We start from the raw sequence: 24143 nt of genomic DNA, 5'->3' as shown, positions 1-24143 counted from the left end.
GCTACTGGTAGCTGCGCAGGATCCGTCCGGGCATCGCTCCGGTGTGCCGGCCGTCGTCGTAGAGCTGCGTGCCCGCCACGAAGGTGGCCCTGATCCCCTCGGACTCGCAGATCAGCCGCCGGCCGTTGCACGGCAGGTCGTGCACGTACCGCGGCGTGCGCGCGGCGACGGTGGCCGGATCGAACAGCACCAGGTCGGCGACCTTGCCCTCCGCGAGCACGCCGCGGTCGGGGATGCCGAACACGGTCGCGGGCACCTGGGTCAGCTTGTGCACCGCCTTCTCCAGGCTCAGCACTCCACGCTTGCGCACCCACAGGTCGAGCAGCGCGGTCGCGTAGCCCACGTCGCAGATGACGTCGACGTGCGCGCCGCCGTCGGAGAGGCCGATCAGGCAGCGGTCGTCGGCGATCAGCCGCTCGACGCCGGCGGGATCGAAGTTGAACGTGGAGGACTGGAAGCGCGTGGCGAGGTCGTCGGCGAGGCCCAGGTCGAAGTAGGCGTCGACCGGACGCTTGCCCTCGCTCGCCGCGATCTCCTCGAGCGTGCGTCCCACGTGGACCGCCAGCTCCCGCCGGCCCACTTCCAGCACGCGCATCTGGCCCCACATGTGGCTGCGCTGGCGGCTCTCCAGCTCCTGCTGGAAGGCGTCGCGGAACGCGGCCTCGCGGTAGACGGCGATCTTCTCGGCCTCCGGCCGGTTGAAGACCTTCTGCCAGGAGATGAAGGAGCCGAACATGGTGGGGTTCCGCAGATCGCCCTGGCTCATGATGGGCCGCGGGGTGATCTGAGGGATCGCCTGCTTCACCAGATCGCCCAGCTTGGCGAAGGTCTGGTCGTGGAAGTCGGGCTGGCCCGGATGCGCGAACAGGGCGAGCCACGTCACCGGCCGCCCGCTCGCCTGGGTGATCCCGCGCAGCAGCTCGACGTCGTCGTCGCTCACCGCGTACATGCCCCCCGAGCTCAGGATGATCTCGATGGCGCCCCGCCCGACGTCGGCGAGGCCGCGCACGACCCCGAGCAGCTCGTCGCGGCTCGCGTTGCGGCAGGCCAGCGGCCGACCCTCGTAGCCGACGTGATTGCGAGACGTCGTGGTGCTGAGGCCGAAGGCGCCCGCCTCCATCGCCTCGCGCAGCAGGCGCCGCATGGCGTCGATCTCGGCCGGGGTGGCCGGCCGCTCGAACGAGGCCTCCCCCATCACGTAGTGGCGCAGCGGGGTGAACGCGACCAGGCCGGCCACGTTGATGCCGAGCCCGCGGCGATCGATCGCGTCGAGATACTGGCCGTAGCTCTCCCACTGCCAGTCGATGCCCGCCTTCATCACGTCGTAGGGAATGGCCTCGACGTTGACCAGATCCTGCATGAGGATCTCGCGGGTCTCCGGCTTGACCGGCGCCACTCCCACCCCGCAGTTGCCCATGATGACGGTGGTCACGCCGTGCCACGGTGAGCACGTGACGAGCGGATCCCAGGAGATCTGCGCGTCGTAGTGGGTGTGGGGATCCACGAAGCCGGGAGCGAGGACGAGGCCGTCGGCGTCGATGACCCGCTCCGCGGTCTGGCCGTCACGCGGGCCCACGTACCGGATCACGCCGCCCTCGACCCCGAGCGTGCCCATGAAGCTGGAGGCGCCGGTTCCATCGCAGATGCGCGCGTTCTTGATCACGAGGTCCATCATGGGCGCTCCCCTTTCTTCGGCACGGTTCCCGGCAGACGCTACGGGGGCGATCCTGCCAGAGCGCGGCCGGCAGGTCAAACCGCGTGGAGAACGAGGAGACCCCAATGGGAGAGGGGGCGGGCGGGGACTCGGCCCCGCCCGCGGGTCCCTCAGGTAAGTGCGCAGCACACGCTGCGCGGCCCGGCAGGAGTCGGGATTCAGTTCAGGCGAAGGTGCTGGGGAGGCGTCATCGGCCGCCTGTCATCTCACCGATGACGCGCGTGACTGGCCCGGTGGAGTGTCCATCCCTACCTCCTGAAACACCTGCGCGACGAGCCATCGTGCCTCGTCGTGGGCTCAGTAAAGACCCGGGCCGGGCCGCTGTCAAGACGCTCACCAAAACTCGCTTGACCGCCGGTTCACGGTGGGCGAGTCTCCTACAGCAGCGGGCGCATCCCGCGCCGCGCCGGTCAGGAGGATCGGTCATCCAGCTCGACGCGCTCCTGAAGCCTCGCTCGGTCGCGGTGCTCGGCGCCTCCGAGCGACCGTCGGTGGGCCGTACGATCGTCGAGAATCTCGACCGCATCGGGTTTCCGGGCGACGTTTATCCCATCAATCCCCGCTACGAGAGCCTGCTGGGGCGGCGCTGCTATCGCTCGATCGAGGAGCTGCCCGAGGGCGTCGACGTGCTCGCCTTCTGCGTCAACCACGAGCGCGTGCTCGAGGGCCTGCGCGCCGCGGCCAAGAAGCGAGTGCGGGCCGCGGTCGCGTTCGACGCCGGCTTCGCGGAGAGCGACGACGAGGGACGGCGCCGGCAGGATGAGCTGATCGCCATCTGCCGCGAGGCGGGGATCGCGTTCTGCGGGCCGAACTGCATGGGGGTCATCAGCCCGCACGAGCGCAGCCTGGTCTACCTGAACGCGCTCCGCGATCCGGCGCCCCTCGCCGGCAACGTGGGGCTCGTCTCCCAGAGCGGGTCGATCGTCATCGGGCTCCTGGCGGATTGCCGGCGCTTCGGCTGGAGCCGCGTGATCTCGACCGGCAACGAGGCGGTGATCGTGGCCGCCGACGTCCTCGAGTACCTGATCGACGACCCGGCCACGCGGATGATCGCGATGTTCCTCGAGAGCGTGCGGCAGCCGGATCGGTTCGTGGCCGCGCTCGACCGCGCCGCCGACCGCGGCAAGCCGGTGGTGGTGCTCAAGGTGGGCCGGAGCGAGCGCGCGCGCCGCGCGATCACCAGCCACACCGGCGGGCTCGCCGGCGAGTCGCGCGTGATCGAGGCGATCCTGCGCGCGCACCGGGCCATCGAGGTCCACGACATGGACGAGATGACCGAGACCCTGGCCGCCGGCCAGGGCGAGCGCCGCCCGGCGGGACGTCGGATCGGGGTGGTGACGAACTCGGGCGGCCACACCGAGCTGATCCTCGACGTGGCCGCCCGCGTCGGGCTCGAGCTGCCCCCGCTCTCGCCCGCCTCGCGCGCCGAGGCCGCGCGCGTCATCGGCGCGATCGGCGGCGACGGCAACCCGCTCGACGCGTGGGGCAACGGCGACTTCGAGACCAACGTGCCGCACGCGCTCCGCACGCTCGCCGCGGATCCGGACATCGACGCGGTGGTCTGGTGCACGGACAGCGCCGACGGCTCCCCGCTGGGCACCCCTCAGCGCTTCATGGCCTACGCGACCATGCTGGTGGAGGGGGCAAAGACGTCGGCGAAGCCCTTCTACCTGATGGGCACGCGCCCGGGCATCTTCCGGCGCGACCAGCACGAGCTGCTGAGCGCCCACGGCATCGCGCTGATCGGCGGCACGCGCCAGGGCCTCCGCGCGATCGACCGCCTCGCCCGCCAGGCGGTGCCGCGCGCGCCGCTCCGTCCCCCGCCCGCGCGTCCGATGCCGTCGCTCGCCGCGCTCGCGGGTGGCCGGACGCGGCGCACGATCCACGAGCACGACGCCAAGCGGCTGCTCGCCCAGGCCGGTCTCCCGGTGGTGCGCGAGCATTTGTGCGCGACCCGGGAGGCGGCGCTGGACGCGGCGGGCGCGCTCGGCTATCCGGTGGCGCTGAAGCTCGTCGCGGACGGGGTGCCGCATCGCTCCGATCTCGGGCTGGTGGCGGTCGGGATCCGCGACGGCCACGAGCTGGGCCAGGCGTGGGACCGCATGATGGCGGTGCGCGCGACGACGCTGGCGAGCGTCGCGATCGCCGGCTTGGTGGTCCAGCAGATGGTGAGCGAGGGCATCGAGGTGCTCGCGGGGGTGACTCACGATCGCGACTTCGGCCCGCTGCTCGCGTTCGGGCTGGGCGGTGTCGCGGCGGAGGCGCTCGACCGGATCGCGCTGCGGCCGCTGCCGCTCCGGGTGGGCGACGTCGAGACGATGGTCGCCGAGGTCCCCGCCGCGACCACGCTGCTCGCCGGCTTCCGGGGCCGACCGCCCGCCGACGTCGACGCGCTCCATCGCTGTCTCGAAGCGCTCGCCGACTACGCGTGGGCCGACCGTGCGGCCGTCGCCGAGCTGGACGTGAACCCCATCAAGGTGCTGCCGCGGGGCCGGGGCTGCGTCGTGGTCGACGCGCTCATCGTCCCGCGGCGGGCCGAGGAGCCCCCATGAGCGCGGAGATCGTGACCTACACCGTCGAGGGCCGGGTCGGCGTCGTGACCATCAATCGGCCCGACAAGCTCAACGCGATCAGCCCCGAGCTCAAGCACACCCTCGTGGAGCGCCTGCGCGCCGCCGACGCCGATCCGGCCACCAGCGTGGTGGTGCTGCGGGCGGAGGGCCGCAGCTTCAGCGCCGGCTACGACATCTCCCCCAATCCCGCGCGCGCGGCGCGGCGGGGCAACGCGCTGGCCTGGCACGAGTCGCTGACCGACGACATCCGGCTCGAGATGACCCCGTGGGACATGAACAAGCCGGTGATCGCCTCGGTGCAGGGCCACTGCCTGGGTGGCGGCTGCGAGCTCATGATGTTGTGCGACCTGGCGGTGGCCGCCGACGACGCGGTCTTCGGCGAGCCCGAGATCCGCTTCTCCAACGTCGGCCCCGGCCTGGTGATGCCCTTCGTGATCGGCCTGCGGCGCGCACGGGAGCTGCTCTACCTTGGCGACAGCATCGACGCGAAGACCGCGCTCTCCTATGGCATGGTCAACCGCGTCGTGCCCCGCGCCCGCTTGCAGGAGGAGACGATGAAGCTGGCGCGTCGGATCGCCCTCATCTCGCCGGAAGCGCTGGCCGCCACCAAGCTGGCCACGCGACGCGGCGCCGAGGCGGCCGGCTTCCGCAACGCGATCCTGGCCGGCCTCGACGTGCTCGCGCCGCTCTACGCGGCGCGGACCGAGATCGGGATGAAGTTCGACGAGATCCGGGAGAAGGAGGGGCTGGGCGCGGCGCTCAAATGGCGCGCCGCCCAGTTCGCGGACTGAGCGGCTCGGCGAGCACGAGGAGTGCGCTGACGAACGGAGCCCGGGCGCGAGCCCATCAGGCCCTCCGCGACTCGGAAGAGCTCCACCGTCTCACCCTCAGCAACATCACCGAACGTGGGCATCATCTTCGGGTACGGCCCCGACGAGGTGCAGGCCATGGGCCGGATCGATCGGCTCCTGGGCGACCACCGCCTCGACCGCACCGAGCTGCGACCGACCCTGCCCGCGATCTCGGCCGACCGCGTGTCGCTCCAGCAGATCGTGCTCAAGCCGGTCGTCGAGACGCCCGGGGGCGCATCTGGAGCGAGGATCTCGGCGGCCGCGGCGCGACGTTCCGCCTGAATCTGCCCGTCCAGTAGCTATCGGACCGACCGTCCCCGACACGGCGGTCGATCCTTGACGGAGCCCGGCGGGCCGACTACTCTCTCGGCACCCGTGTCATCCTGCTCGTCTCGTTTCGTCTGAGAGCTCTACCGATGCAGTGCTCCCGGTGCCAGCACGACAACCCGCCCGGCGCGAAGTTCTGCGGCGAATGTGCGGCCCCGCTCGCCGCCACGTGCCCGTCGTGCGGGGCGGCCAACCCGCCGGGCAACAAGTTCTGCGGTCAGTGCGCGACGCCCCTGCGCACTCCGTCCGCCGCGGCCGCCGCCCCGGACTCCTACACCCCGCGGCACCTGGCCGCGCGGATCCTCAACTCGAAGGCCGCGCTGGAGGGCGAGCGCAAGCAGGTCACGGTGCTCTTCGCGGACATGAAGGGGTCCACCGAGCTGCTCGCGGACCGCGATCCGGAGGAGGCCCGCGCGATCCTCGATCCGGTGCTGGAGCGGCTGATGGAAGCGGTGCATCGCTACGAGGGCACCGTGAATCAGGTCATGGGCGACGGGATCATGGCCCTCTTCGGCGCGCCGCTGGCTCATGAAGACCACGCGGTGCGCGCGTGCTACGCGGCCCTGCGCATGCACGACGCGATCGGCCGGTACGCGCAGGCAGTGCGGCGCGATCACGGGGTCGAGGTGCAGATCCGGGTCGGCCTCAACTCGGGCGACGTGGTCGTGCGGTCGGTGGGCAGCGATCTGCGCATGGATTACACCGCGGTCGGGCAGACCACGCACCTCGCCGCGCGCATGGAGCAGCTCGCGCCCGCCGGGACCACCCGGCTGACCGCCGAGACGTTGCGCCTGGCCGAGGAGTTCGTGCAGGTCCGGCCGCTCGGGCCCGTCCCGGTCAAGGGTCTCGCCGCCCCGATCGACGTGTTCGAGCTGACCGGAGCCGGCACCGTCCGCACGCGCCTGCAGGCCGCGCGGGCCCGCGGCTTCAGCCGCTTCGTGGGCCGCGACGCCGACCTGGAGCAGATTCGCCAGGCCGCCGCTCAGGCCCGACAGGGGCACGGCCAGCTCGTGGCGGTCGTGGGTGAAGCGGGCGTCGGCAAGTCGCGGCTGTTCTACGAGTTCATCCGCTCCCATCACGGGCCGGGCAGCGGCTGGCGGGTGCTCGAGGCCAGCTCGGTGTCCTACGGCAAGGCCACGCTGTTCCTGCCGCTGGCCGAGCTGCTGCGTGGCTACTTCGGCATCGACGGCCGCGACGACCTGCGCACGGTGCGGGCGAAGGTCACCGGCACCCTGCTCACCCTCGACCGCACGCTCGAGGAGTCGATCCCCGCGCTGCTGTGGATCCTCGACGTACCCGACCCCGGCGAGGCGTTCGCCCAGCTGGAGCCGCCTCAGCGGCGCCGGCGCGCGATCGAGAGCGTCAAGCGCGTCCTGCTGCGCGAGAGCCAGGCGCAGCCGCTCCTGCTCCTGCTCGAAGACCTCCACTGGATCGACACCGAGACGCAGGCCGTCCTGGACAGCCTGGCCGAGAGCCTGGGCAGCGCGGCGGTGCTCCTCGCGGTGAACTATCGCCCCGAGTACCGTCACGGATGGGGCAGCAAGACCTACTACCGGCAGATCCGCCTCGACCCGCTGCCGCCCGAGAGCGCGGACGCGCTGCTCCACGCCTTGCTCGGCGACGATCCGTCCATCGCGTCGCTCTCGCCGCTGCTGATCGCCCGGACGGAAGGCAATCCCCTCTTCCTCGAGGAGAGCGTGCGGACGCTCGTGGAGACGGGCGCCCTCGTGGGCGAGCCGGGTGCCTACCGGCTCGCCGGCGCGGCCGCGACGATCCAGATGCCGGCCAGCGTGCAGGCGATCCTGGCCGCGCGCATCGATCGCTTGCGCCCGGAGCTCAAGCGGCTGCTGCAGGCCGCCGCCGTCGTGGGCAAGGACGTGCCGGTGGCCCTGCTGGCGCCCGTCGCGGAGATGACCGACGACGCGCTACACGCCGGGCTCGGGGAGCTACAGACCGCCGAGCTGCTCTACGAGGCGCGACTGTTCCCCGATCTGGAGTACACCTTCAAGCACGCCCTCACCCACGAGGTGGCGTACGGCGGCGTGCTCCAGGAGCGGCGCCGACTCCTCCACGCGCAGATCCTGGCGACGATGGAGCGGCTGCACGCCGACCGGGTCGGCGAGCACGCCGAGGTGCTCGCGCACCACGCGGAACGGGCGGGCGTGGTCGACCGGGCCGTGCGCTATCTCCGCGAGGCGGGCACGCGGGCCGCCGCGCGCTCCGCCAACCGCGAGGCCATCGACTTCCTCGAGCGGGCGCTCGCGCTCCTCGCCGAGCAGCCCGAGAGCCGGGAGACGATGTCGGAGGCTCTCGACGTGCGGATCGCCCTCGGCCCGGCGCTGATGTCGCTCCACGGCCCGCCGTCGCCGATCGTGGAGACGTCGTACCGGGCGGCCCTCGACCTGGTGGAGCGCCTGGACGACGCGGCCCGCCGCTTCCTCGTCCAATGGGGACTCTGGTACGTCCAGTTCACGCGGGCCGACTATCCGCCCGCGGTGGAGGCGGGCGAGCACCTGCTCGAGACGGCCCGGCGGACCGGCGAGCGTGATCAGCTCCTGGAGGCGCACCACGCGCTGTGGCCGACGCTGGTCGCGATGGGCGAGGTGAAGCGCGCCGTCCCGCACATCGAGCGCGGCCTCGAGCTGTACGACCGCGAGCGCCACGCCGGCATGGCATCGGTGTACGGCGGTCACGACCCCGGCGCGTGCTGCCGCTACTTCCTGGCCGCGAGCCAGTGGGCCCTGGGCTATCCCGAGCGCGCCATCGCGGCGGCCCACGAGGCGATCCGCCTCACCGACACGCTGGCCCACCCGATGACCTCGACGATGACGTTCGGGATGGTGGCCTGGATCTACTACTTGAGCGGCGACCGCCGAGCCGCCGCCGCGGCGGGGCAGCGCTGCATGGCGGTTGCGGAAGCGAACGGCTTTCACGGCTGGGACATCGGCATGGCCGCCCTGCTGCACGTGATCCGTGACGAGCGTCCCGACGCCACGGTCCTGGACGCGCTCCGCAAGGGACAGGCGCGGGAGATCATGCGGACGTGGCGCTCGGTGATCGGCAGCTGCACCATCGCATCGCTCTACGGCGCTCTCGAGGCGCCCCGGCAGGGCCTCGCCGTCCTGGCCGCGCTCGGCGACGCGGCGGCGACCGGGCTCTATGGCCCCGAGGTGTATCGCGTGGAGGGCGAGCTGCGGCGAATGTCCTCCGAGCCGCCAGAGGAGGCCGCCCGGTGCTTCGAGCGCGCCGTCGAGATGGCGCGCGGCCGGGAGCTGCGCTCGCTCGAGCTGCGCGCGGCCACGAGCCTCGCCCGTCTCTTCCGCGACCAGGGCCGGCGCGAGGACGCCCGCCGGACGCTCGCCGGCATCTACAGCTGGTTCACCGAGGGCTTCGACCTGCCGGACCTGCGCGCCGCCCGGGCCCTGCTGGACGACCTCGGGGGGTGAGGGGCCGGCGCCGGCGTGCGTCGACCGTGGCCGGTTGCGCGGAGGCGGAGGCGCGGCATACGATTCCCTCCATCGTCGCGCCGGGGCTACGAAGAGGGAGGCGATCATGGGCGACTGGTACGTGAAGCAGACGATCGGGCTCCTCCCCGAGCGGGCGGCGCGCCAGTGGGGCCCGCGAGAAGCGCTGGCCTTCCAGGGCCGGCGGTGGACGTTCGCCGATCTGGACGCCCGCGTCGACGCGGTGGCGCGGGGCCTCCTCACCCTGGGCATCGCCCCCGGCGACAAGGTCGCGCTCTGGATGGTCAACCGGCCGGAGTGGATCGACGCGATGTTCGCGATCATGAAGATCGGCGCGGTGCTGGTGCCGGTGAACACGCGCTTCCGCACCGAGGACACCGCCTACGTGCTGGCCCAATCCGACGCCGCCGCGGTGCTCCTGGCCGATCGCTCGGGCCCGGTGGACTACCTCGGCATGATGCGCGACGTGGCGCCCGCGCTCGGCGCCGCGGCCGACCCGCGCCTGCCGTGCCTGCGTCACGTGGTGGCGCTGTCGGACGGGGCGCACGCCGGCGTGACCGGCTGGCGCGAGATGGTGGAGCGCGGGGGGGCGGTCACCCCCGACGCCCTCCGCGAGCGGGCGCGCCGGGTCGATCCCGAGGACACCGCCTTCATCTTCTACACGTCGGGCACCACCGGCTTCCCCAAGGGGGCGGTGCACAGCCACCGGATGATCCGCAACACCTGGGACCACGGCGATCGCATGGCCATCACCATCAACGACGTGATCCTCATGTACCTGCCGCTCTTCCACGCCTTCGGCTTCCTCGAAGGGCCGCTCATGTCGCTGATCCGGGGCGCGCGCCAGGTGCTGACCGAGACCTTCGATCCCCACGAGTGCCTCGACCTCGTGGCGAGCGAGCGGGCGACGATCATCCACGGCTTCGACACCCACTACCAGGCCCTGCTGGACGCCCAGGAGCGCCGCCCGCGCGACGTGTCGAGCGTGCGCACCGGCATATGCGGCACCGGCATGTCCAGCTCGATCCCCATCGCCCGGCGCGCCCGGCGGACGTTCGGCAATCTCATGACCGGTTTCGGGATGAGCGAGGTGGGAATCGGCGTGACCTTCTCGTTCCTCGACTCCACCGAGGAGCAATGCGTGGAGGCCAACGGCTATCCCGGCTCGGGCTACGAGATCCGCATCATCGATCCCGAGACCGGCGCGGACCAGCCGGTGTCGGTCCCCGGCGAGATCCTCGTGCGCGGCTACATCGTCACCGCCGGCTACTACAAGCGGCCCGAGGAGACCGCGCGGGCCATCGACCGCGACGGGTGGTTCCACACCGGCGACATGGGCCTCCTGCGCCCGGACGGCCACATGCGCTTCCTCGGCCGCTACAAGGACATGCTCAAGATCGGCGGCGAGAACGTGGACCCCATGGAGGTCGAAGCCTTCCTCACGACCCACCCCGCGATCAACGCGGCCTCGGTGGTCGGCCTGCCCGACGCGCGGCTCTCCGAGGTGGCGGTGGCGTTCGTGCAGCTGGCCGCCGGCTGCGCCCTGTCCGAGCAGGAGGTCATCGCGCACTGCCGCGGGCGGGTGGCGAGCTTCAAGATCCCGCGCCACGTGCGCTTCGTCGACGAGTTCCCGATGACCAGCTCCGGCAAGGTGCAGAAGGTCAAGCTGCGCGAGCGCGCCCGCCACGAGTGGCCGGCCGGGCCGGCCGGCCGCTCGGAGCTCGAGCCCGCGCCACCCGCGCGCGCCTGAGCGGGGACGACGCGATGGACGTCGGCCTGCAGATGATCTTCGCCAGCTACGGGTGGAGCGATGTGCCCGACGCGCAGGTGTGGGACGAGGAGCTGCGGCTCGCCCGGCAGGCCGTCGATCTGGGCTTCGACGTGCTCTGGTCGGTGGAGCACCACTTCAACGACTACTCGTTCTGCCCGGACAACCTGCAGCTCATGTCCTACCTGGCCGCCCAGTGTCCCGAGGTCGGCCTCGGCACCGCCGCGGTGATCCTGCCCTGGCACGATCCCCTGCGCGTCGCCGAGCAGGCCGCGGTGCTCGATCACCTGAGCGGCGGCCGTCTTCGCCTCGGCGTGGGCCGCGGCCTCGCCCGGCGCGAGTTCGCCGCCTTCCGGGGCACGATGGACGAATCGCGCGGGCGGTTCGACGAGGCCGCGGAGATGATCCTGCGCGCGCTGCGCACCGGGGTGATGGAAGGAGACGGGCCGTTCTACCGCCAGCCGCGCACCGAGATCCGGCCGCGGCCGACGCGGAGCTTCGACGGCCGCGTCTACGCGGTGGCCTCCTCCGACGACTCGGTGGTCTCGGCCGCGACGCTCGACGCGCGCATGGTGATGTTCGCGGACCGGCCCTGGCCCATGCGCATGCCGGCCATCCGGAAGCACCGCGAGCTGGTGCGGCGGATCCACGGGCACGAGGCGGGACCGCCCCTGCTCGCCGACTTCTGCGTGTGCACCGCCACCATGGACGGCGCGGAGGAGACCGCCCGCCGCTACATGGGCAAGTTCGTGGAGAGCAACTTCTACCACTACGAGCTGCTGGGACCGCACTTCAGCACCGTGAAGGGCTACGACGCCTACGCGCAGAAGATCGCGATGGCCCGCGAGATCGGCATGGACGGCATCGTCTCCGCGTTCATGGAGGCCGCGGTCTGGGGCACGCCCGATCGCATCCTGCGCAAGTTCGAGGAGCGCCGGGCCATCGTCGGCGAGTTCGAGCTGGCCACCTCGTTCCGGTTCGGCGGCACCCCGTTCGACCTGGCCGAGTCGGGACTGCGCCTCTACGCCAAGGAGGTCCTCCCGGTGGTGCGGTCCTGGACGAAGGCGGACGCGGCGCGCTCCTAGGCGCGCGGCCTCGTCTCCTCCTCGGCGCGCTCGGCCCAGTACGGCATCGCCATCGCGCGGTACAGCCTCATCGCGGCCGACAGATGCTCGCCGGCCGCGTCTCCGCCGGCGCGGCGGAAGAGCCGGCCGAGGCCCAGGTGGCAGTGGGCGACCAGCGGGCGCATGCCGTGCGCGTCGGCCAGCGCGAGGGCCTGTCGATAGTGGACCTCGCCCCGCTCGCCGTCCGAGCGCTGGGAATGCGCGGCCACGTCGCCCAGCAGGTGCCGGGCGTGCGCCGCGAAGCCCGGATGCGCGGGCGACGAGGCGAGCGCGCGCTCGGCCAGGCGACGCGCGTCGTCGAGCCGCCCGAGGAGCAGCGCGGCGCGGCCCAGCGCGTGGCAGGCTTCGCCGTGGAGACCGATGATGCCCCGATCGGCCTCGCGCGCGAGCAGGCGCGCCCCTTCCTCGAACCGGCTGGTGGCTTCGCCGATCTCGCCGGCCTGGGCCAGCGCCCACGCCGAGGAGGCCACCGCATGCGGGAGGTTCAGCACGATGTTCCCGCTGCGGTAGGCCGCGACGCCGTGCTCGACCAGTGACCGCGCCCGCGCCCAGTCGCCCTGCAGGAGATGCAGCCAGCTCGCGGCCAGATGGGCCATCCCGACCGCGTAGGCGTGGCGCGTGGGCTCGGCGAGTCGCAGCGCCTCGGCCTCGTAGCGCGCGGCCTCGCCGAACCGGCCGAGCTGGGCGAGGCTCCGGACCAGGAGGTAGCGGTCGTAGATCGCGATGGGCATGGCCGCGCCGAACGATTCGTAGTCGGCGCCGGCGGGCAGCGCCGCGAGATTGCCGACCGCCAGCTCCACCGCGCGCTGGAAGTCGCCGCCGAAGTAGCTCGCCTGCTCGAGGTACGTGGTGGTCAAGAGGCGCAGAGGCAGGTCCCCGCTGCGCGCGGCCGCGGCGAGGGCCCGCATCCCGAGCGGCAGCGCCTCGTCGAGCTGCCCGAGCTGCGAGTGCGCGTTGGTCATGACCGCCCACACGCGGCCGCGGCGGCGGTCGTCGTTCAGGGTCTCGGCGATGACCTCGGCCTCGCGCAGGCGCTCCATCACCGCGCGGTATTCGCCGAGCACGCCGAGCAGCGGCCGCAGCTCGAGACGGATGTCCACCCCCTGCTCGAGCGTGGCCGGGCTCTCGGGCAGCCCGGCCAGCACGCCCAGCGCCTCCTCGAGCCATCCCCGCGCCTCCGGGAGCGCGCAACGGCCGGCCGCCTTGAGGCCGGCCTGCCGGAGATAGGGCACCGCCTTGTCCCACACCGCGCCGTGCAGGGCGTGATGGGCGAGCCGCTCCACCTGCTCGCCGAGGCGGTCGCGGTGCAGCGACTCGATCGCCCCCACGAGCCGGGCGTGCAGCTCGCGGCGACGCTCCTGCAGCAGGCCGCCGTACGCGACCTCGTGGGTGAGCGCGTGCTTGAAGGTGTACTCGAGGTCGGGAAACAAGCGCGTCTCGTAGAGGAACTCGGCGGCCTGCAGGTCGCCGAGCCCGCGGCGCAGCTCCTCCTCGCCGACCTCGGCCACCGAGAGCAGGAGCGCGAACGGCACGTCCTTGCCGATGACCGAGGCCGCCTGCAGCAGCCGCTTCCGCTCGGGCGACAGCCGGTCGATGCGCGCGGCGAGGATCGCCTCCACGGTGGTCGGCACGTGCACCGTCAGGTCGCCGTGGGCCAGCCGGTAGGCGCCGCGCTCGCCGACCAGCGCCTTCGTCTCCACCAGGGCCTGCACGCTCTCCTCCAGGAAGAGCGGATTGCCCTCGGTGCGGGCGATGAGGGTGCGCTTGAGCGCGTCCAGGTCGGGGCCGGTTCCGAGCAGTCCGGTGAGCAGGTCCTCGGCGCTCTCCGCGGGCAAGGGCTCGACCCGCAGCTGGCGGTAGTAGCTCTTGTGGCCCCAGCCGTGCTCGTACTCCGGCCGATAGTTGACGAGCAGCAGCATCCGCGCCGTGGGCAGGCTCTCCACCAGGCTGCTCAGCACCGCCTCGGTCTCCGCGTCGCTCCAGTGGAGGTCCTCGACGAGGAGCAGGAGCGGCTGGACCCGGCTCTCGCGGAACAGCAGGCCGGTGACCGCCTCGAGCGTCCGGCGGCGGCGCTGCGACGGGTCGAGGCGTGCCCACGCCGCGTCCGGGACCGGCACCTCGAGCAGCGCGAGCAGGGCCGCGAGCGCCGGCTCGAGCGCGCGATCGAGCGAGAGGACCTTGCCGATCACCTTCTCCCGGATCGTCCGCGTCTCGTCCCGCGCCCCGATCTGGAAGTACGCCTTGAGCAATTCGACGATGGGCAGGTAGGCGGTGGTCTTGCCGTAGGAGACGCCGCCGCTCTCGAGCAGCCGCCAGCCCTGCATGCGATGCGAGTGCATGAACTCCCAGTAGAGGCGCGACTTGCCGACGCCGGGCTCGCCCAGCACCGCGACCACCTGCCCGTGGCCGTCCTGGGCCTGCTCGAGCGCCCGGCGCAGCTGATCGATCTCGCGATCGCGGCCGACGAAGCGGGTGAGCCCGCGGGCGGCCGCCGCGTGCAGGCGCGATCGCACCGCGCCCGGGCCGACGATCTCGTAGACCTCGATCGGCTCCGGGAGTCCGCGCACCGCGACCGGGCCGCGCGCGGTCACCTGGACATAGCCCTCGGCCAGCTGCAGCGTCGTCGGTGCCAGCAGCACGGTCCCCGGGGCGGCGAGCTGCTCCATGCGGGCGGCCAGGTGGGTGGTCTGGCCCAGCGCGATGTAGTCCATGTGCAGATCGGAGCCGATGCCCCGGACGACGACGTCGCCCGAGTTGAGGCCGACCCGGATCTGGATGAGCACGCCGTGGGAGCGGAACACCTCCTCGGCGTACCGCTTGACCGACTCCTGCATCCGGAGCGCGGCGTAGCAGGCGCGCACCGCGTGGTCCTCGTGGGCCAGCGGCGCGCCGAAGAGGGCCATGATCCCGTCGCCGCGAACCTGGTTCACGGTGCCCTCGTACCGGTGCACCGCGGCCATCATGTGCTCGAGGACGGGATCGAGCAGCTTGCGCGCCTCCTCGGGATCGCGATCGGCCACCAGCTCCATCGAGTCCTTGGTGTCGGCGAAGAGCACGGTCACCTGCTTGCGCTCGCCCTCGAGCGCGCCCTTCGAGGTGAGGATCTTCTCGGCGAGATGCGGAGGCGTGTACGAGCCCGGCGCGGCGAACCGCGGCGAGGCGCCCGCCCCGCGGCCGACCGGCTGCCCGCACTGCAGGCAGAAGCGCGCGCCGGCGGGCAGCGCGGCTCCGCAGCTCTCGCAGCGGGCGGTGAGCGGGGCCCCGCATTCCAGGCAGAACTTCGCCTGCCGCGGGTTGTCGGTCTGGCAGCGGACACAGGTCATGGCGATGACGGCGGCGACGACGGCACGATCACGAGGGCAGGATGACCGCCTTGCCGGTGGTCTGGGTATCGAAGAGGCGGTAGGCCTCCTCCGCCTGCTCGAGCCGCCAGCGGTGGGTGAAGAGACGCTCCACGTCGATCTTGCGCTCGGCGACGAACTCGGCGCACTCGGCCTGCCCCTGCCTGGAGAACGTCCAGGACCCGACCAGCGTCACCTGGCGGCGCAGCAGGTCCGGGCTCACGTCGAGCGTCACCTGGCCGCGCTCGCCCACGAAGCACGCGGTGCCCCACGAGCGCACCGCGCGGACCGTGGCCGCGCGCGCCTCCGGCGCCGACGAGGCGTCGAGCGTCTTGTGGGCGCCCTCCCCGTGCGTGAGATCGCGGATCGCCTTCACCATGTCGTCGGCGGCCGGGTCGATCACCGCGTGGGCGCCGAACTGCTGCGCGAGCTTGCGCCGCTCCGGGGCGATGTCCACCGCGAGGACCCGCGCGCCCATCTCCACCGCGAGCTGCGTCGCCGACAGGCCCACCGGCCCCTGGCCGAAGATGGCGATCGTCTCGCCGCCCTGCAGCGCGACGCGCCTGAGTGCGCCCCACGCGGTCCCGGTGCCGCAGGAGATCGCGGCGCCCGTCACGAACGACAGCGCGTCGGGCAGCGGCACCAGCGTCGACGCCGGCACCTTCATGTACCGCGCGTGCCCGCCGTGCCCACCCGAGCCGTAGACCACCGCGCCCTCGAGGCACATCTGGGTCCAGCCGGCCCGGCAGTGCTTGCAGACGCCGCATCCCTCGTAGTGGTGGTCCATCACCCGCTGGCCCACGCGGGCCTCGCGATCGGTGACGCCCGCGCCCACCGCGGCCACCACCCCGCAGGGCTCGTGGCCGGCGATCATGCCGGCCTGGCGGCGGATGCCGCCGGTGACGACACCGGCGGGCTGGGCGGGGGCGCGGTAGTTGTGCAGATCGCTGCCGCACATGCCCGAGGCCCGGATCTCGAGCACCACGTCCCGCGGGCCCGGAGCCGGATCCGGGAACTCGCGCAGCTCCAGCTTCCGATCGCCGAGAAACACGACGCCCTTCATGCGCACCTCCTGCGGTCGATGATGTTCGGTCCGCTAGCGCGACGGGGCCGGGGACGGCACGATGACACCGGGGGCGAGCGGGATCTCCTCCACGGGCATGACCCCGGTGACGAAGTGCCGGGTCTCGCCGAAACAGCTGGTGGGCAGCCCGACCTTCTGCTCGTAGTGCAGCGTCACGCGCCGGCCCATGACCCGGTTGATCTCGGCCGCGACCCCGTCGTCCCGGACCGTGAACAGGAACTTCTCGGTCGTCGAGCCGGGCATCGAGACCATCGCCATCTCGCCTTCCCACGTCTTGCAGATCCAGCCCTTCCGGGAGAACTTCTGCACCCAGCCGGCCCTCTCCCCGGTCGCATAGCTCCACCGAAGCGTGCCCCAGACGTAGCCGGTGATCATCACGGCCACGATCAGCAGTGACACGACGATCACGCCGACCTTCCCCATCCCCTCCTGACCGCGTGCCACCATGTCGAGGCTCCTCCGGCTCCTCGCGGATAGCGTTCGCTCCCGGCTGCCAGACTACCACCGCCCCTTCGCTCTCGTCCCTCCTGCGGTAGACTCGTCCGGCGGACGGCTCCGTCGCCACTCACTCATCACCCGGAGGAGAGCATGACGGTCTACGAGATGCGCACCTACACGCTGCACGTCGGCAAGATGGGCGAGGCGGTCAAGCTCTACACCGAGTTCGGCTACCCGGCGCTCCAGAAGGGCGGCCAGGACAAGAAGCTCATCGGCTACTTCCAGGCCGACACCGGCATGATCAATCAGCTCGTCCATCTCTGGAAGTTCGACGACGACGCCGACCGGCGCGCGCACTGGAAGTCGGTGTTCGCCAACAAGGATTTCGTGGAGGGCTTCGCGGTGAAGTTCCGGCCGCTGGTCGCCTCCCAGGAGGTCAAGCTGCTGACCGCGGCTCCGTGGGGCCCCCATCCCTGACGGACCGGTCGACCGCCGCCCGGTTGACAAGGCGTGGACCCGCGCCTAGCATCGCCGCGTCAGTAGAGGCCGACGATGGCACCACCCGACAGCCAGGAGGATCTGCGATGAAGCGAGTCACCCCGCTCCTCTCCCTGCTCTGCCTGCTGTGCCTGGCTTCGATCTCGGCCGCCGACAGCGGCGCGGCCTGGGGCGTGTACGGCGGCGATACCGCCAACACGCGCTACAGCAGCCTCGACAAGATCAACACCGGCAACGTGCAGCAGCTCAAGGTGGCGTGGGCGCTGCAGCTCGGGTCGGTGCGCTCCCAGGAGTCCACGCCGATCCTGGTCGGCGACACCCTCTACGTGACCTCGTCGTTCGGTCCCAAGAACGTGTTCGCGGTGGATGCGAAGACGGGGACGGTGCGGTGGCGCTACTCCCCCGACGTGCCGGGCGGCATCGATCAGTTCGCCTGCTGCGACGTCAACAATCGCGGCGTGGCCTACGCCAACGGCAAGGTCTTCGTGGGCCGGCTCGACGGGCACATGGTCGCGCTGGACGCCAAGACCGGCGCGGAGCTGTGGAAGACGCAGGTCGTCGACTACACCCAGGGCTCGGTGATCACCTCGCCGCCCACCATCGTGAAGAACCTCGTGATCACCGGCTTCGGCGGCGGCGAGTACGGAGCGCGCGGCTATCTGAGCGCGCTCGACCAGGACTCGGGCAAGGAGGTCTGGCGCTTCTGGACCGTGCCCGGCCCCGGGGAGCCGGGCAACGACAGCTGGAAGGGCGACTCGTGGAAGTACGGCGGGGCGACCGCCTGGCTGATCGGCTCGTACGATCCCGCGCTGAACCTCATCTACTACGGCACCAGCAATCCCTCGCCGTGGGGCGGCTCGATCCGTGGTCTGGACAGCGGCAACTACGGCATCATGACCAACCTCTACTCGTCCTCCACGCTCGCGCTGAACGCGGACACCGGCAAGCTCGTGTGGCACTACCAGAGCACGCCGCACGACGTGTGGGACTACGACGGGGTGAACGAGCTGGTGCTGGCCGACGTCACCGTCAACGGGCAGAAGACGCCGGCGATGTTCAAGGCCGACCGCAACGGCTTCTTCTACGTCCTGAACCGCCAGACCGGCAAGCTGATCTCCGCGCAGTCGTACGTGCCCATCAACTGGGCGACCGGCGTGGACATGACCACCGGCCGGCCGATCGAGGTGCCGGACAAGCGGCCGCGCTTCAAGTTCCGGGCGATGAACATCTGCCCGAATCTGCTCGGCGGCAAGAACTGGCACCCCATGAGCTACAGCCCGCAGACCGGGCTCGTGTACATCCCGTCCATCAACCTGTGCATGGACATGGAAGGCGCCGAGCCCGCCTACAAGCGCGGCAGCTTCTATCTCGCGTTCGAGTTCGACCTGGGCAAGAGCGGGCCCGGCGGCTACATGAGCGAGCTGATGGCGTGGGATCCGGTCAAGCAGCAGAAGGTCTGGGGCAACAAGGACGCGCTGCCCTGGCTCGGCGGCACCATGACCACCGCGGGCGGGCTGGTCTTCCACGGTGACGTGCGCGGCTGGTTCAAGGCCCTCGACGCCAAGACCGGCAAGCAGCTCTGGCAGTTCCAGACCGGATCCGGGGTGGCGGCCGCGCCGATGACCTACGAGCTCGACGGCAAGCAGTACGTGGCGGTCGTCTCGGGACGCACCTTCTCGATCCCGGTGTTCCTGGGGCCGATCGGCAAGCAGATGGTGGACGCCAGCCCGGAGGGCGGCACCCTCTTCGTCTTCGAGCTGCCGTCGCCCTAGGGCGACCGCGGGCACCGCTCGATGCGGAGGGGAGCGCTCGCGCTCGTGGGCGCGCTGCTGCTCGGGCTGGGGGCGACGACGCCGGCGGCGCCCCTCGCCAGGCTCCGCGTCTGCGCCGATCCCGACAACCTCCCCTTCAGCAGCGAGCGCGGCCCCGACCGCGGCCTCTACGTCGAGCTGGCCGAGCTGGTGGCCGCGCGCCTGGGCGCGCCCGCCGAGTACTTCTGGTGGCGGAGCTACTTCGGCCGGCGCACGGTGCGCAACACGCTGCTGTCCGACGAGTGCGACGCCTACTTCGGATTGCCGTACGACACGTCGTTCATGAGCCAGACCGTCGCGCTGACCCGGCCGTTCCTCGACATGGGCTACGCGGTCATCGCGCCGCGGTCGCCCGGACTCGCGGCCGTCGACGATCTCAAGGGCCGTCGGGTCGCGGTGCAGTTCTCGTCGTCACCGCAGCTGCTCCTCTCCGAGCGCGGCGGCTTCCAGCTGGTGACGTTCCGCGAGCCCGAGGCCGCGCTCGACGCGCTGGCGCGCCGCGAGGTCGACGCGGCCTTCGTGTGGGGCCCGGTGGCCGGCTATGTCAACAAGCAGAAGCTGGGCGGGGCCTATCAGGTCTCGCCGGTGGCCGGGCCGGGGCTGCAGTGGCAGGCTGCGGTGGGCGTGCGCAAGCGCGAGGAGAGCTTGCGCGTGGCCATCGACGCCGAGCTGGCGCAGCTCGGTCCCGACATCGCGCGGCTCGCCGTGAAGTACGGCTTCCCCTCGGGGCCGACCATCGGGTTCGAGCGGGTGTCCCGCAGCCGCGTGCCCCTGCTGGCGGCCGACAACCCGGTGGCCGCCGCCCCGCCCGACACCGTCCGGGCCGGCCGCAGCCTCTTCAACCAGTACTGCTCGCACTGCCACGCCCCCAACGCGCTGAGCCCGGAGCCGAGCCGCGACCTGCGGCGGCTGCGCGCGCGCTACGGCGACAAGATGCGGGACGTCGCGGTCAGCACCATGACGGAGGGGCGCCCGACGAAGGGCATGCCGACGTGGGGTGACGTCCTCAACGCGGAGGCCATCGGCAAGATCCTGACCTTCCTGGAATCGGTCCAGAACTGACGGTCTAGCGCAGCTCGGTCAGGAACGGGGTCAGCGGATCGATGTCGATGTCGAACCACCCGTCCTGCACCAGGGGGAACAGCGCGATCGTGGACCGGACGGCGGCCTCCGAGCTGCCCTCCATGACGAAGACGAAGCCAGGCCGATCTCCCGTCTTGTAGCCGTGCTCGGTGATCACGCCCTTCTCGATCAGCGTCCAAGCGGTGCGGGACAGCGATTTCTTCTTCACCCGCTCGAGCAGCTCCTCGCGCGTCCGGTCCGAGCGCAGCGTCCCGTTGACGAGATATTTCATGGCGTGCCCATCTCCCCGGTCGAGTCGACCGCGGGATCATCGTCTCACGGTCACCGGTATTTCGACGACGTCGTCGTCAGGTCGAGGTGACGGTCTTCACGGTGGCGTCGTCCCGATCGGGGCCGTCGTGTCACACCGCGGAGCTCGCCTGGTCGAGCGCGATCACGCGCTCGGTCGCGGGGGCGACGAGCGGGCCGGCGCCGCGGGGAGCGCCGACCCGCCGTGATGCGGTCTACTTCAGCGCGTCCTGCCCGGCCTGAGCGGTCTGGGCGTCCTGCGCGGAGGTGACGCCGGAGACGCCGATCGAGCCGATGACCTTGCCGTCGGCGACGATCGGGATGCCGCCCTCGATCATGCTGAACCCGGTCGAGAGCAACCGAAGACTGGCCCCGCCCTGGGCGATGCCGTCCTGCAGGGCCTTGGTCGGCCTCCGCAGCGCGACCGCGGTGCGGGCCTTCTCCTTGGCGATGTCCACGCTCCCCCACTGCGTGTTGTCCAGACGCTGCATCATGACCATCTGTCCGCCCGAATCGAGGATCACGATCGCGACCGGCCAGTTGTTCTTCCTCGCCTCGGCCTCCGCGCCGGCCATGACCTTCTTGGCCTGCTCCAGGTTGATCGGCAGGCCATAGAACATCGGCGGCGGCGCCGGGGCGGCCGGCTGCTGAGCGGCGGCCACACCGACCATGAGCGACAGAGCGATCACCACGAACGATAACGTCTTCATGGATTTCCTCCTGTGAGGGTGCGCGGCATGGAGTGGCGGCCGCGTAACTCGGCACCCCTGGCAAAGGTTCCCACGGCCCGACGAGCCGCTGCTGACGCGTCGACACACCGGCCGGACCTCTACCACAAGCCGGGCAGCAGACGATAGCGCACGACGCCCCGGTAGCCTGGCCACCCGTCGTCTCGCGAGAGCATCTGCTCCTCGGCGCCAATGCGGTAGACCATGGCGATCCATCCCGCCAGCACGAGCAGGACCGTGCCGACGTTCCACTCGTCCAGGTTGTAGCCGATGTCGGCGAGCACATAGGACAGGTACATCGGATGACGCACGAGCCGATAGGGTCCCTTCATCGCCAGGCTGCGCAAGGCTGGGCGGATCCCGAACGAGCGCCCGAGCGTGAGCAGACTCGCCAGGCTCAGGCACGCGGCGACCATGACGAGGACCAGGCTGCCGGCCGGCCACGCCGGCTCACCGGGCACCCACCGCAGATACGCCACCTGCGCGTAGGGATACGTATACGCCACGAAGACCGCGGCGATGGACGCGAGCGACCGATCGCGCGCCAGCGGTGCGGGCCGGGTCAGGGCGATGGCCAGCACCAGGAGATGCTGCGAGAGGTAGATCCAGTCGACGAGACCGAAGGTGGGGCTCAGCACGAACAGCAGCGCCAGCTCCGCGAGGGTGACGCCGAACAGGACGACGTCAGCGGCGGTTCGCCGGGCCACCGCTCCCCGATGTCACTTGAAGTCCGCCTCGTTGAACGTGAGCTTGAACCCGCGCACGCGCGGGTCGATCTCGACCTGCCGGCTCCACGTCACGGCCGGCAGCGAGCCGGGGGCCGCGCCGGTCGGGCGCGCCACCAGGCGATACTGCCCGGCGCGGAACGCGAGCTGGAGCCGGTTGGCGGGAAAGAGAATCGTCAGCGGCTGCGCTCCCGGCGCGTCCGGGTTCTGGTTCAGGTACACGACGATCGCCCACGGCGCGCCGTTCACGAGCGTGCCGAGGGCCACCGCATCGCCGCCGGCCGAGCTGGGGGCGGCCGCCGACACCACCTGAACGCCCGACGGAGGCGGACAGCCGGGATAGCCCTGATAGGCCTGGCGGATCTCCTCCTGCTGAATGGTCACCTCGGACAGCCCGAGAGTGGTCACCCCCAGGAAGAAGCGGCCGAAGTACTTGCCGTCGCGATCCGGGATCGTATCGCACGGCTGGATGGCAAGGCTGGCACAGCCCGCGAGCATCGGGATCACCGCGAGTGAGCACGCGAGCCAGCCTCGCGCCAACCAGAACACGCGCATTCACGACCTCCGTGTCACGACGAGATGGCCTCGGCTGCCGATGGTACCGGCTCCTGCGGTATAGTCAACGCCGGACCGGCACGCTCTCGCCGCCGGTGAGCCCGCGGCACCCGGGAGGCCGATCGTGAAAGTCGTCGATGCCATCGCCCGCATTCTCAAGATCGAAGGCGCCGAGTTCCTCAGCGCCTACCCCACCACGCCGGTGATCGAGGCCGCGGCGCGCGCCGAGATCCGTCCCGTGCTCTGCCGCCAGGAGCGGGTGGGCGTGGGCATCGCCGACGGCTACGCGCGCGTGACGAACGGCAAGAAGCTCGCCGCGTTCTGCATGCAGTACGGGCCGGGTGCCGAGAACGCCTTCCCCGGCGTGGCCACCGCGTACTCCGACTCCACGCCGGTGCTGCTCCTGCCGCTGGGCCATCCGCGCGATCGGGCGCAGGTCTTTCCCCTGTTCAGCTCGGCGCGGACGTTCGCCTCGGTCACCAAGGGCGTCGAGACCATCACGCAAGGCAGCCAGGTCGCCGACGTCATGCGCCGGGCCATCAGCCTGATGCGCATGGGCCGGCCGGGCCCGACGATGGTGGAGATTCCCGCCGACGTCGTGAGCGAGGAGGTGTCCGACGCCCTGGTGGACGCGTATCGGCCGGTGAAGACCACGGTGGCCGGCGCCAACGCGCGCGACGTCGAGGCAGCCGCCCGCGTGCTCCGCGAGGCCCGGCGCCCGGTGATCCACGCCGGCCAGGGCGTGCTCTACGCCGAGGCCTCGGCCGAGCTGGTCGAGCTGGCCGAGCTGCTGCAGGCGCCGGTGATGGCCACACTGGAAGGCAAGAGCGCGTTCCCGGAGAACCACCCGCTCGCCCTGGGCACCGGCGGGCCGTCGGTCACCGGCCAGACCCTGCACTACCTCCGCGAGGCGGACGTGGTGCTCGGCATCGGGTGCAGCTTCACCCGCCACGGCATGGCGGCCAGCATCCCCGCGGGCAAGACGATCATCCATGCGACCAACGACGAGCGCGACCTCAACAAGAGCTACGTCGCGGACCATCCGCTGCTCGGCGACGCGCGGCTCGTGCTGGGCCAGCTCGTCGAGGCCGTGCGGAGCCTGGGCGGCCGCCCGGTCGGCCGCGAGAGCGTGCGCGCCGATCTGGAGCGCGTGCGCGCGGGCTGGCTCGCGGAGTGGACGCCCATCCTGGGCTCGGCCGAGGTGCCGATGACGCCCTACCGGGTCATCGCCGAATTCATGCGCGCGGTCGATCCGCGCGAGGCCATCGTCACGCACGACTCGGGCAGCCCGCGCGACCAGATGCTGCCCTTCTACCGGTCGGTCTCGCCACGCGGCTATCTCGGCTGGGGCAAGTCGCACGCCCTCGGCACCGGCCTCGGGCTCACCATCGGAGCCAAGCTGGCGGCGCCCGACAAGCTCTGCGTGAACTTCATGGGCGACGCCGCCTTCGGCATGACCGGCCTCGACTTCGAGACCGCGGTGCGCTGCGGCATCCCTATCCTCACCGTCGTGCTGAACAACTCGGCGATGGCCATCGAGATCCCGCACCTGGTCGTCTCGCACGACAAGTACGGCACCCGCGACATCGGCGGTCGCTACGCGGACCTCGGCCGCGCGATGGGCGGCTGGAGCGAGCGGGTGGAGCGGCCCGAGGACATCGCGGGCGCCTTCGCGCGGGCGCGCAAGGCCACCGAGGACGGGCAGGCGGCCCTGCTCGAGTTCATCACCAGCCAGGAGACGCGCTTTTCACACCGCGGCGCGCTCAGGTAG

18 protein-coding genes are annotated in these 24143 nt (G+C 71.5%); 10 read left to right on the top strand and 8 right to left on the bottom strand.

What is annotated here, in order from left to right; all coding sequences use genetic code 11:
- Position 1: 1 nt before the first annotated feature.
- On the bottom strand, positions 2-1675 hold the full coding sequence (locus VKN16_15410; protein HME95593.1) for an amidohydrolase family protein: 1674 nt from the start codon (positions 1673-1675) through the stop codon (positions 2-4).
- A 104-nt stretch (positions 1676-1779) separates the two neighbouring features.
- On the opposite strand from VKN16_15410, the gene VKN16_15405 reads away from it, so the two are divergent.
- From VKN16_15405 to VKN16_15380, 6 genes are all read left to right on the top strand, one after another.
- Positions 1780-4266 carry an acetate--CoA ligase family protein gene (locus VKN16_15405; GenBank protein ID HME95592.1) on the top strand — a complete coding sequence of 829 codons (2487 nt, stop codon included), beginning with the start codon at positions 1780-1782 and terminating at the stop codon, positions 4264-4266.
- Positions 4263-5078, top strand: coding sequence for an enoyl-CoA hydratase-related protein (locus tag VKN16_15400; GenBank protein ID HME95591.1), 816 nt, complete (start codon positions 4263-4265; stop codon positions 5076-5078). The genes VKN16_15405 and VKN16_15400 overlap by 4 nt, the downstream gene beginning before the upstream one ends.
- A 114-nt stretch (positions 5079-5192) precedes the next feature.
- Entirely contained in the window at positions 5193-5420 is a 228-nt protein-coding gene (locus VKN16_15395) for a hypothetical protein (GenBank protein HME95590.1), read from the top strand.
- A 134-nt stretch (positions 5421-5554) separates the two neighbouring features.
- Positions 5555-8911 (top strand): adenylate/guanylate cyclase domain-containing protein, encoded by a 3357-nt coding sequence (locus VKN16_15390; GenBank protein ID HME95589.1) that lies wholly within the window; start codon positions 5555-5557, stop codon positions 8909-8911.
- Positions 8912-9017: 106 nt separating this feature from the next.
- The gene (locus tag VKN16_15385; protein ID HME95588.1) at positions 9018-10679 is read left to right on the top strand and encodes an AMP-binding protein; all 1662 of its coding nucleotides are present in this window, start codon (positions 9018-9020) and stop codon (positions 10677-10679) included.
- A 14-nt stretch (positions 10680-10693) separates the two neighbouring features.
- Complete coding sequence (locus VKN16_15380; protein HME95587.1) at positions 10694-11782, top strand: LLM class flavin-dependent oxidoreductase; 1089 nt, start codon at positions 10694-10696, stop codon at positions 11780-11782.
- Here the strand turns inward: VKN16_15380 and VKN16_15375 are convergent.
- From VKN16_15375 to VKN16_15365, 3 genes are read right to left on the bottom strand one after another with little or no spacing between them, the layout of a single operon-like run.
- Positions 11779-15144 carry an adenylate/guanylate cyclase domain-containing protein gene (locus VKN16_15375; GenBank protein ID HME95586.1) on the bottom strand — a complete coding sequence of 1122 codons (3366 nt, stop codon included), beginning with the start codon at positions 15142-15144 and terminating at the stop codon, positions 11779-11781. The genes VKN16_15380 and VKN16_15375 overlap by 4 nt on opposite strands.
- Positions 15145-15172: 28 nt before the next feature.
- Entirely contained in the window at positions 15173-16225 is a 1053-nt protein-coding gene (locus VKN16_15370) for a zinc-binding dehydrogenase (protein ID HME95585.1), read from the bottom strand.
- Positions 16226-16258: 33 nt separating this feature from the next.
- Positions 16259-16693 (bottom strand): hypothetical protein, encoded by a 435-nt coding sequence (locus VKN16_15365; protein ID HME95584.1) that lies wholly within the window; start codon positions 16691-16693, stop codon positions 16259-16261.
- 141 nt (positions 16694-16834) lie between these two features.
- Here VKN16_15365 and VKN16_15360 point away from each other — a divergent pair, with 141 nt between their 5' ends.
- From VKN16_15360 to VKN16_15350, 3 genes are all read left to right on the top strand, one after another.
- A complete protein-coding gene (locus VKN16_15360) occupies positions 16835-17161 on the top strand; it encodes an NIPSNAP family protein (protein ID HME95583.1) in 327 nt (108 codons plus the stop codon).
- A 107-nt stretch (positions 17162-17268) separates the two neighbouring features.
- Entirely contained in the window at positions 17269-18954 is a 1686-nt protein-coding gene (locus tag VKN16_15355) for a PQQ-dependent dehydrogenase, methanol/ethanol family (GenBank protein ID HME95582.1), read from the top strand.
- 45 nt (positions 18955-18999) lie between these two features.
- Positions 19000-20055, top strand: coding sequence for a transporter substrate-binding domain-containing protein (locus VKN16_15350; GenBank protein ID HME95581.1), 1056 nt, complete (start codon positions 19000-19002; stop codon positions 20053-20055).
- A 4-nt stretch (positions 20056-20059) separates the two neighbouring features.
- Here the strand turns inward: VKN16_15350 and VKN16_15345 are convergent, their stop codons facing one another.
- From VKN16_15345 to VKN16_15330, 4 genes are all read right to left on the bottom strand, one after another.
- Positions 20060-20347 carry a hypothetical protein gene (locus VKN16_15345; protein HME95580.1) on the bottom strand — a complete coding sequence of 96 codons (288 nt, stop codon included), beginning with the start codon at positions 20345-20347 and terminating at the stop codon, positions 20060-20062.
- Between the two features lie 232 nt (positions 20348-20579).
- On the bottom strand, positions 20580-21074 hold the full coding sequence (locus VKN16_15340) for a heme-binding protein (GenBank protein HME95579.1): 495 nt from the start codon (positions 21072-21074) through the stop codon (positions 20580-20582).
- Positions 21075-21193: 119 nt separating this feature from the next.
- Positions 21194-21799 (bottom strand): isoprenylcysteine carboxylmethyltransferase family protein, encoded by a 606-nt coding sequence (locus VKN16_15335; protein ID HME95578.1) that lies wholly within the window; start codon positions 21797-21799, stop codon positions 21194-21196.
- A 12-nt stretch (positions 21800-21811) separates the two neighbouring features.
- Complete coding sequence (locus VKN16_15330; GenBank protein HME95577.1) at positions 21812-22372, bottom strand: hypothetical protein; 561 nt, start codon at positions 22370-22372, stop codon at positions 21812-21814.
- Positions 22373-22493: 121 nt separating this feature from the next.
- Between VKN16_15330 and VKN16_15325 the strand changes: the two genes are divergently transcribed.
- A complete protein-coding gene (locus tag VKN16_15325) occupies positions 22494-24143 on the top strand; it encodes a thiamine pyrophosphate-requiring protein (GenBank protein ID HME95576.1) in 1650 nt (549 codons plus the stop codon).

The organism is Candidatus Methylomirabilota bacterium, assembly GCA_035315345.1.
In the GTDB taxonomy this organism is placed as follows: Bacteria; Methylomirabilota; Methylomirabilia; order Rokubacteriales; family CSP1-6; genus CAMLFJ01.
The sequence above is the reverse complement of the archived record's forward strand: the minus strand, read 5'-3'. Positions and strand labels throughout refer to the sequence as shown.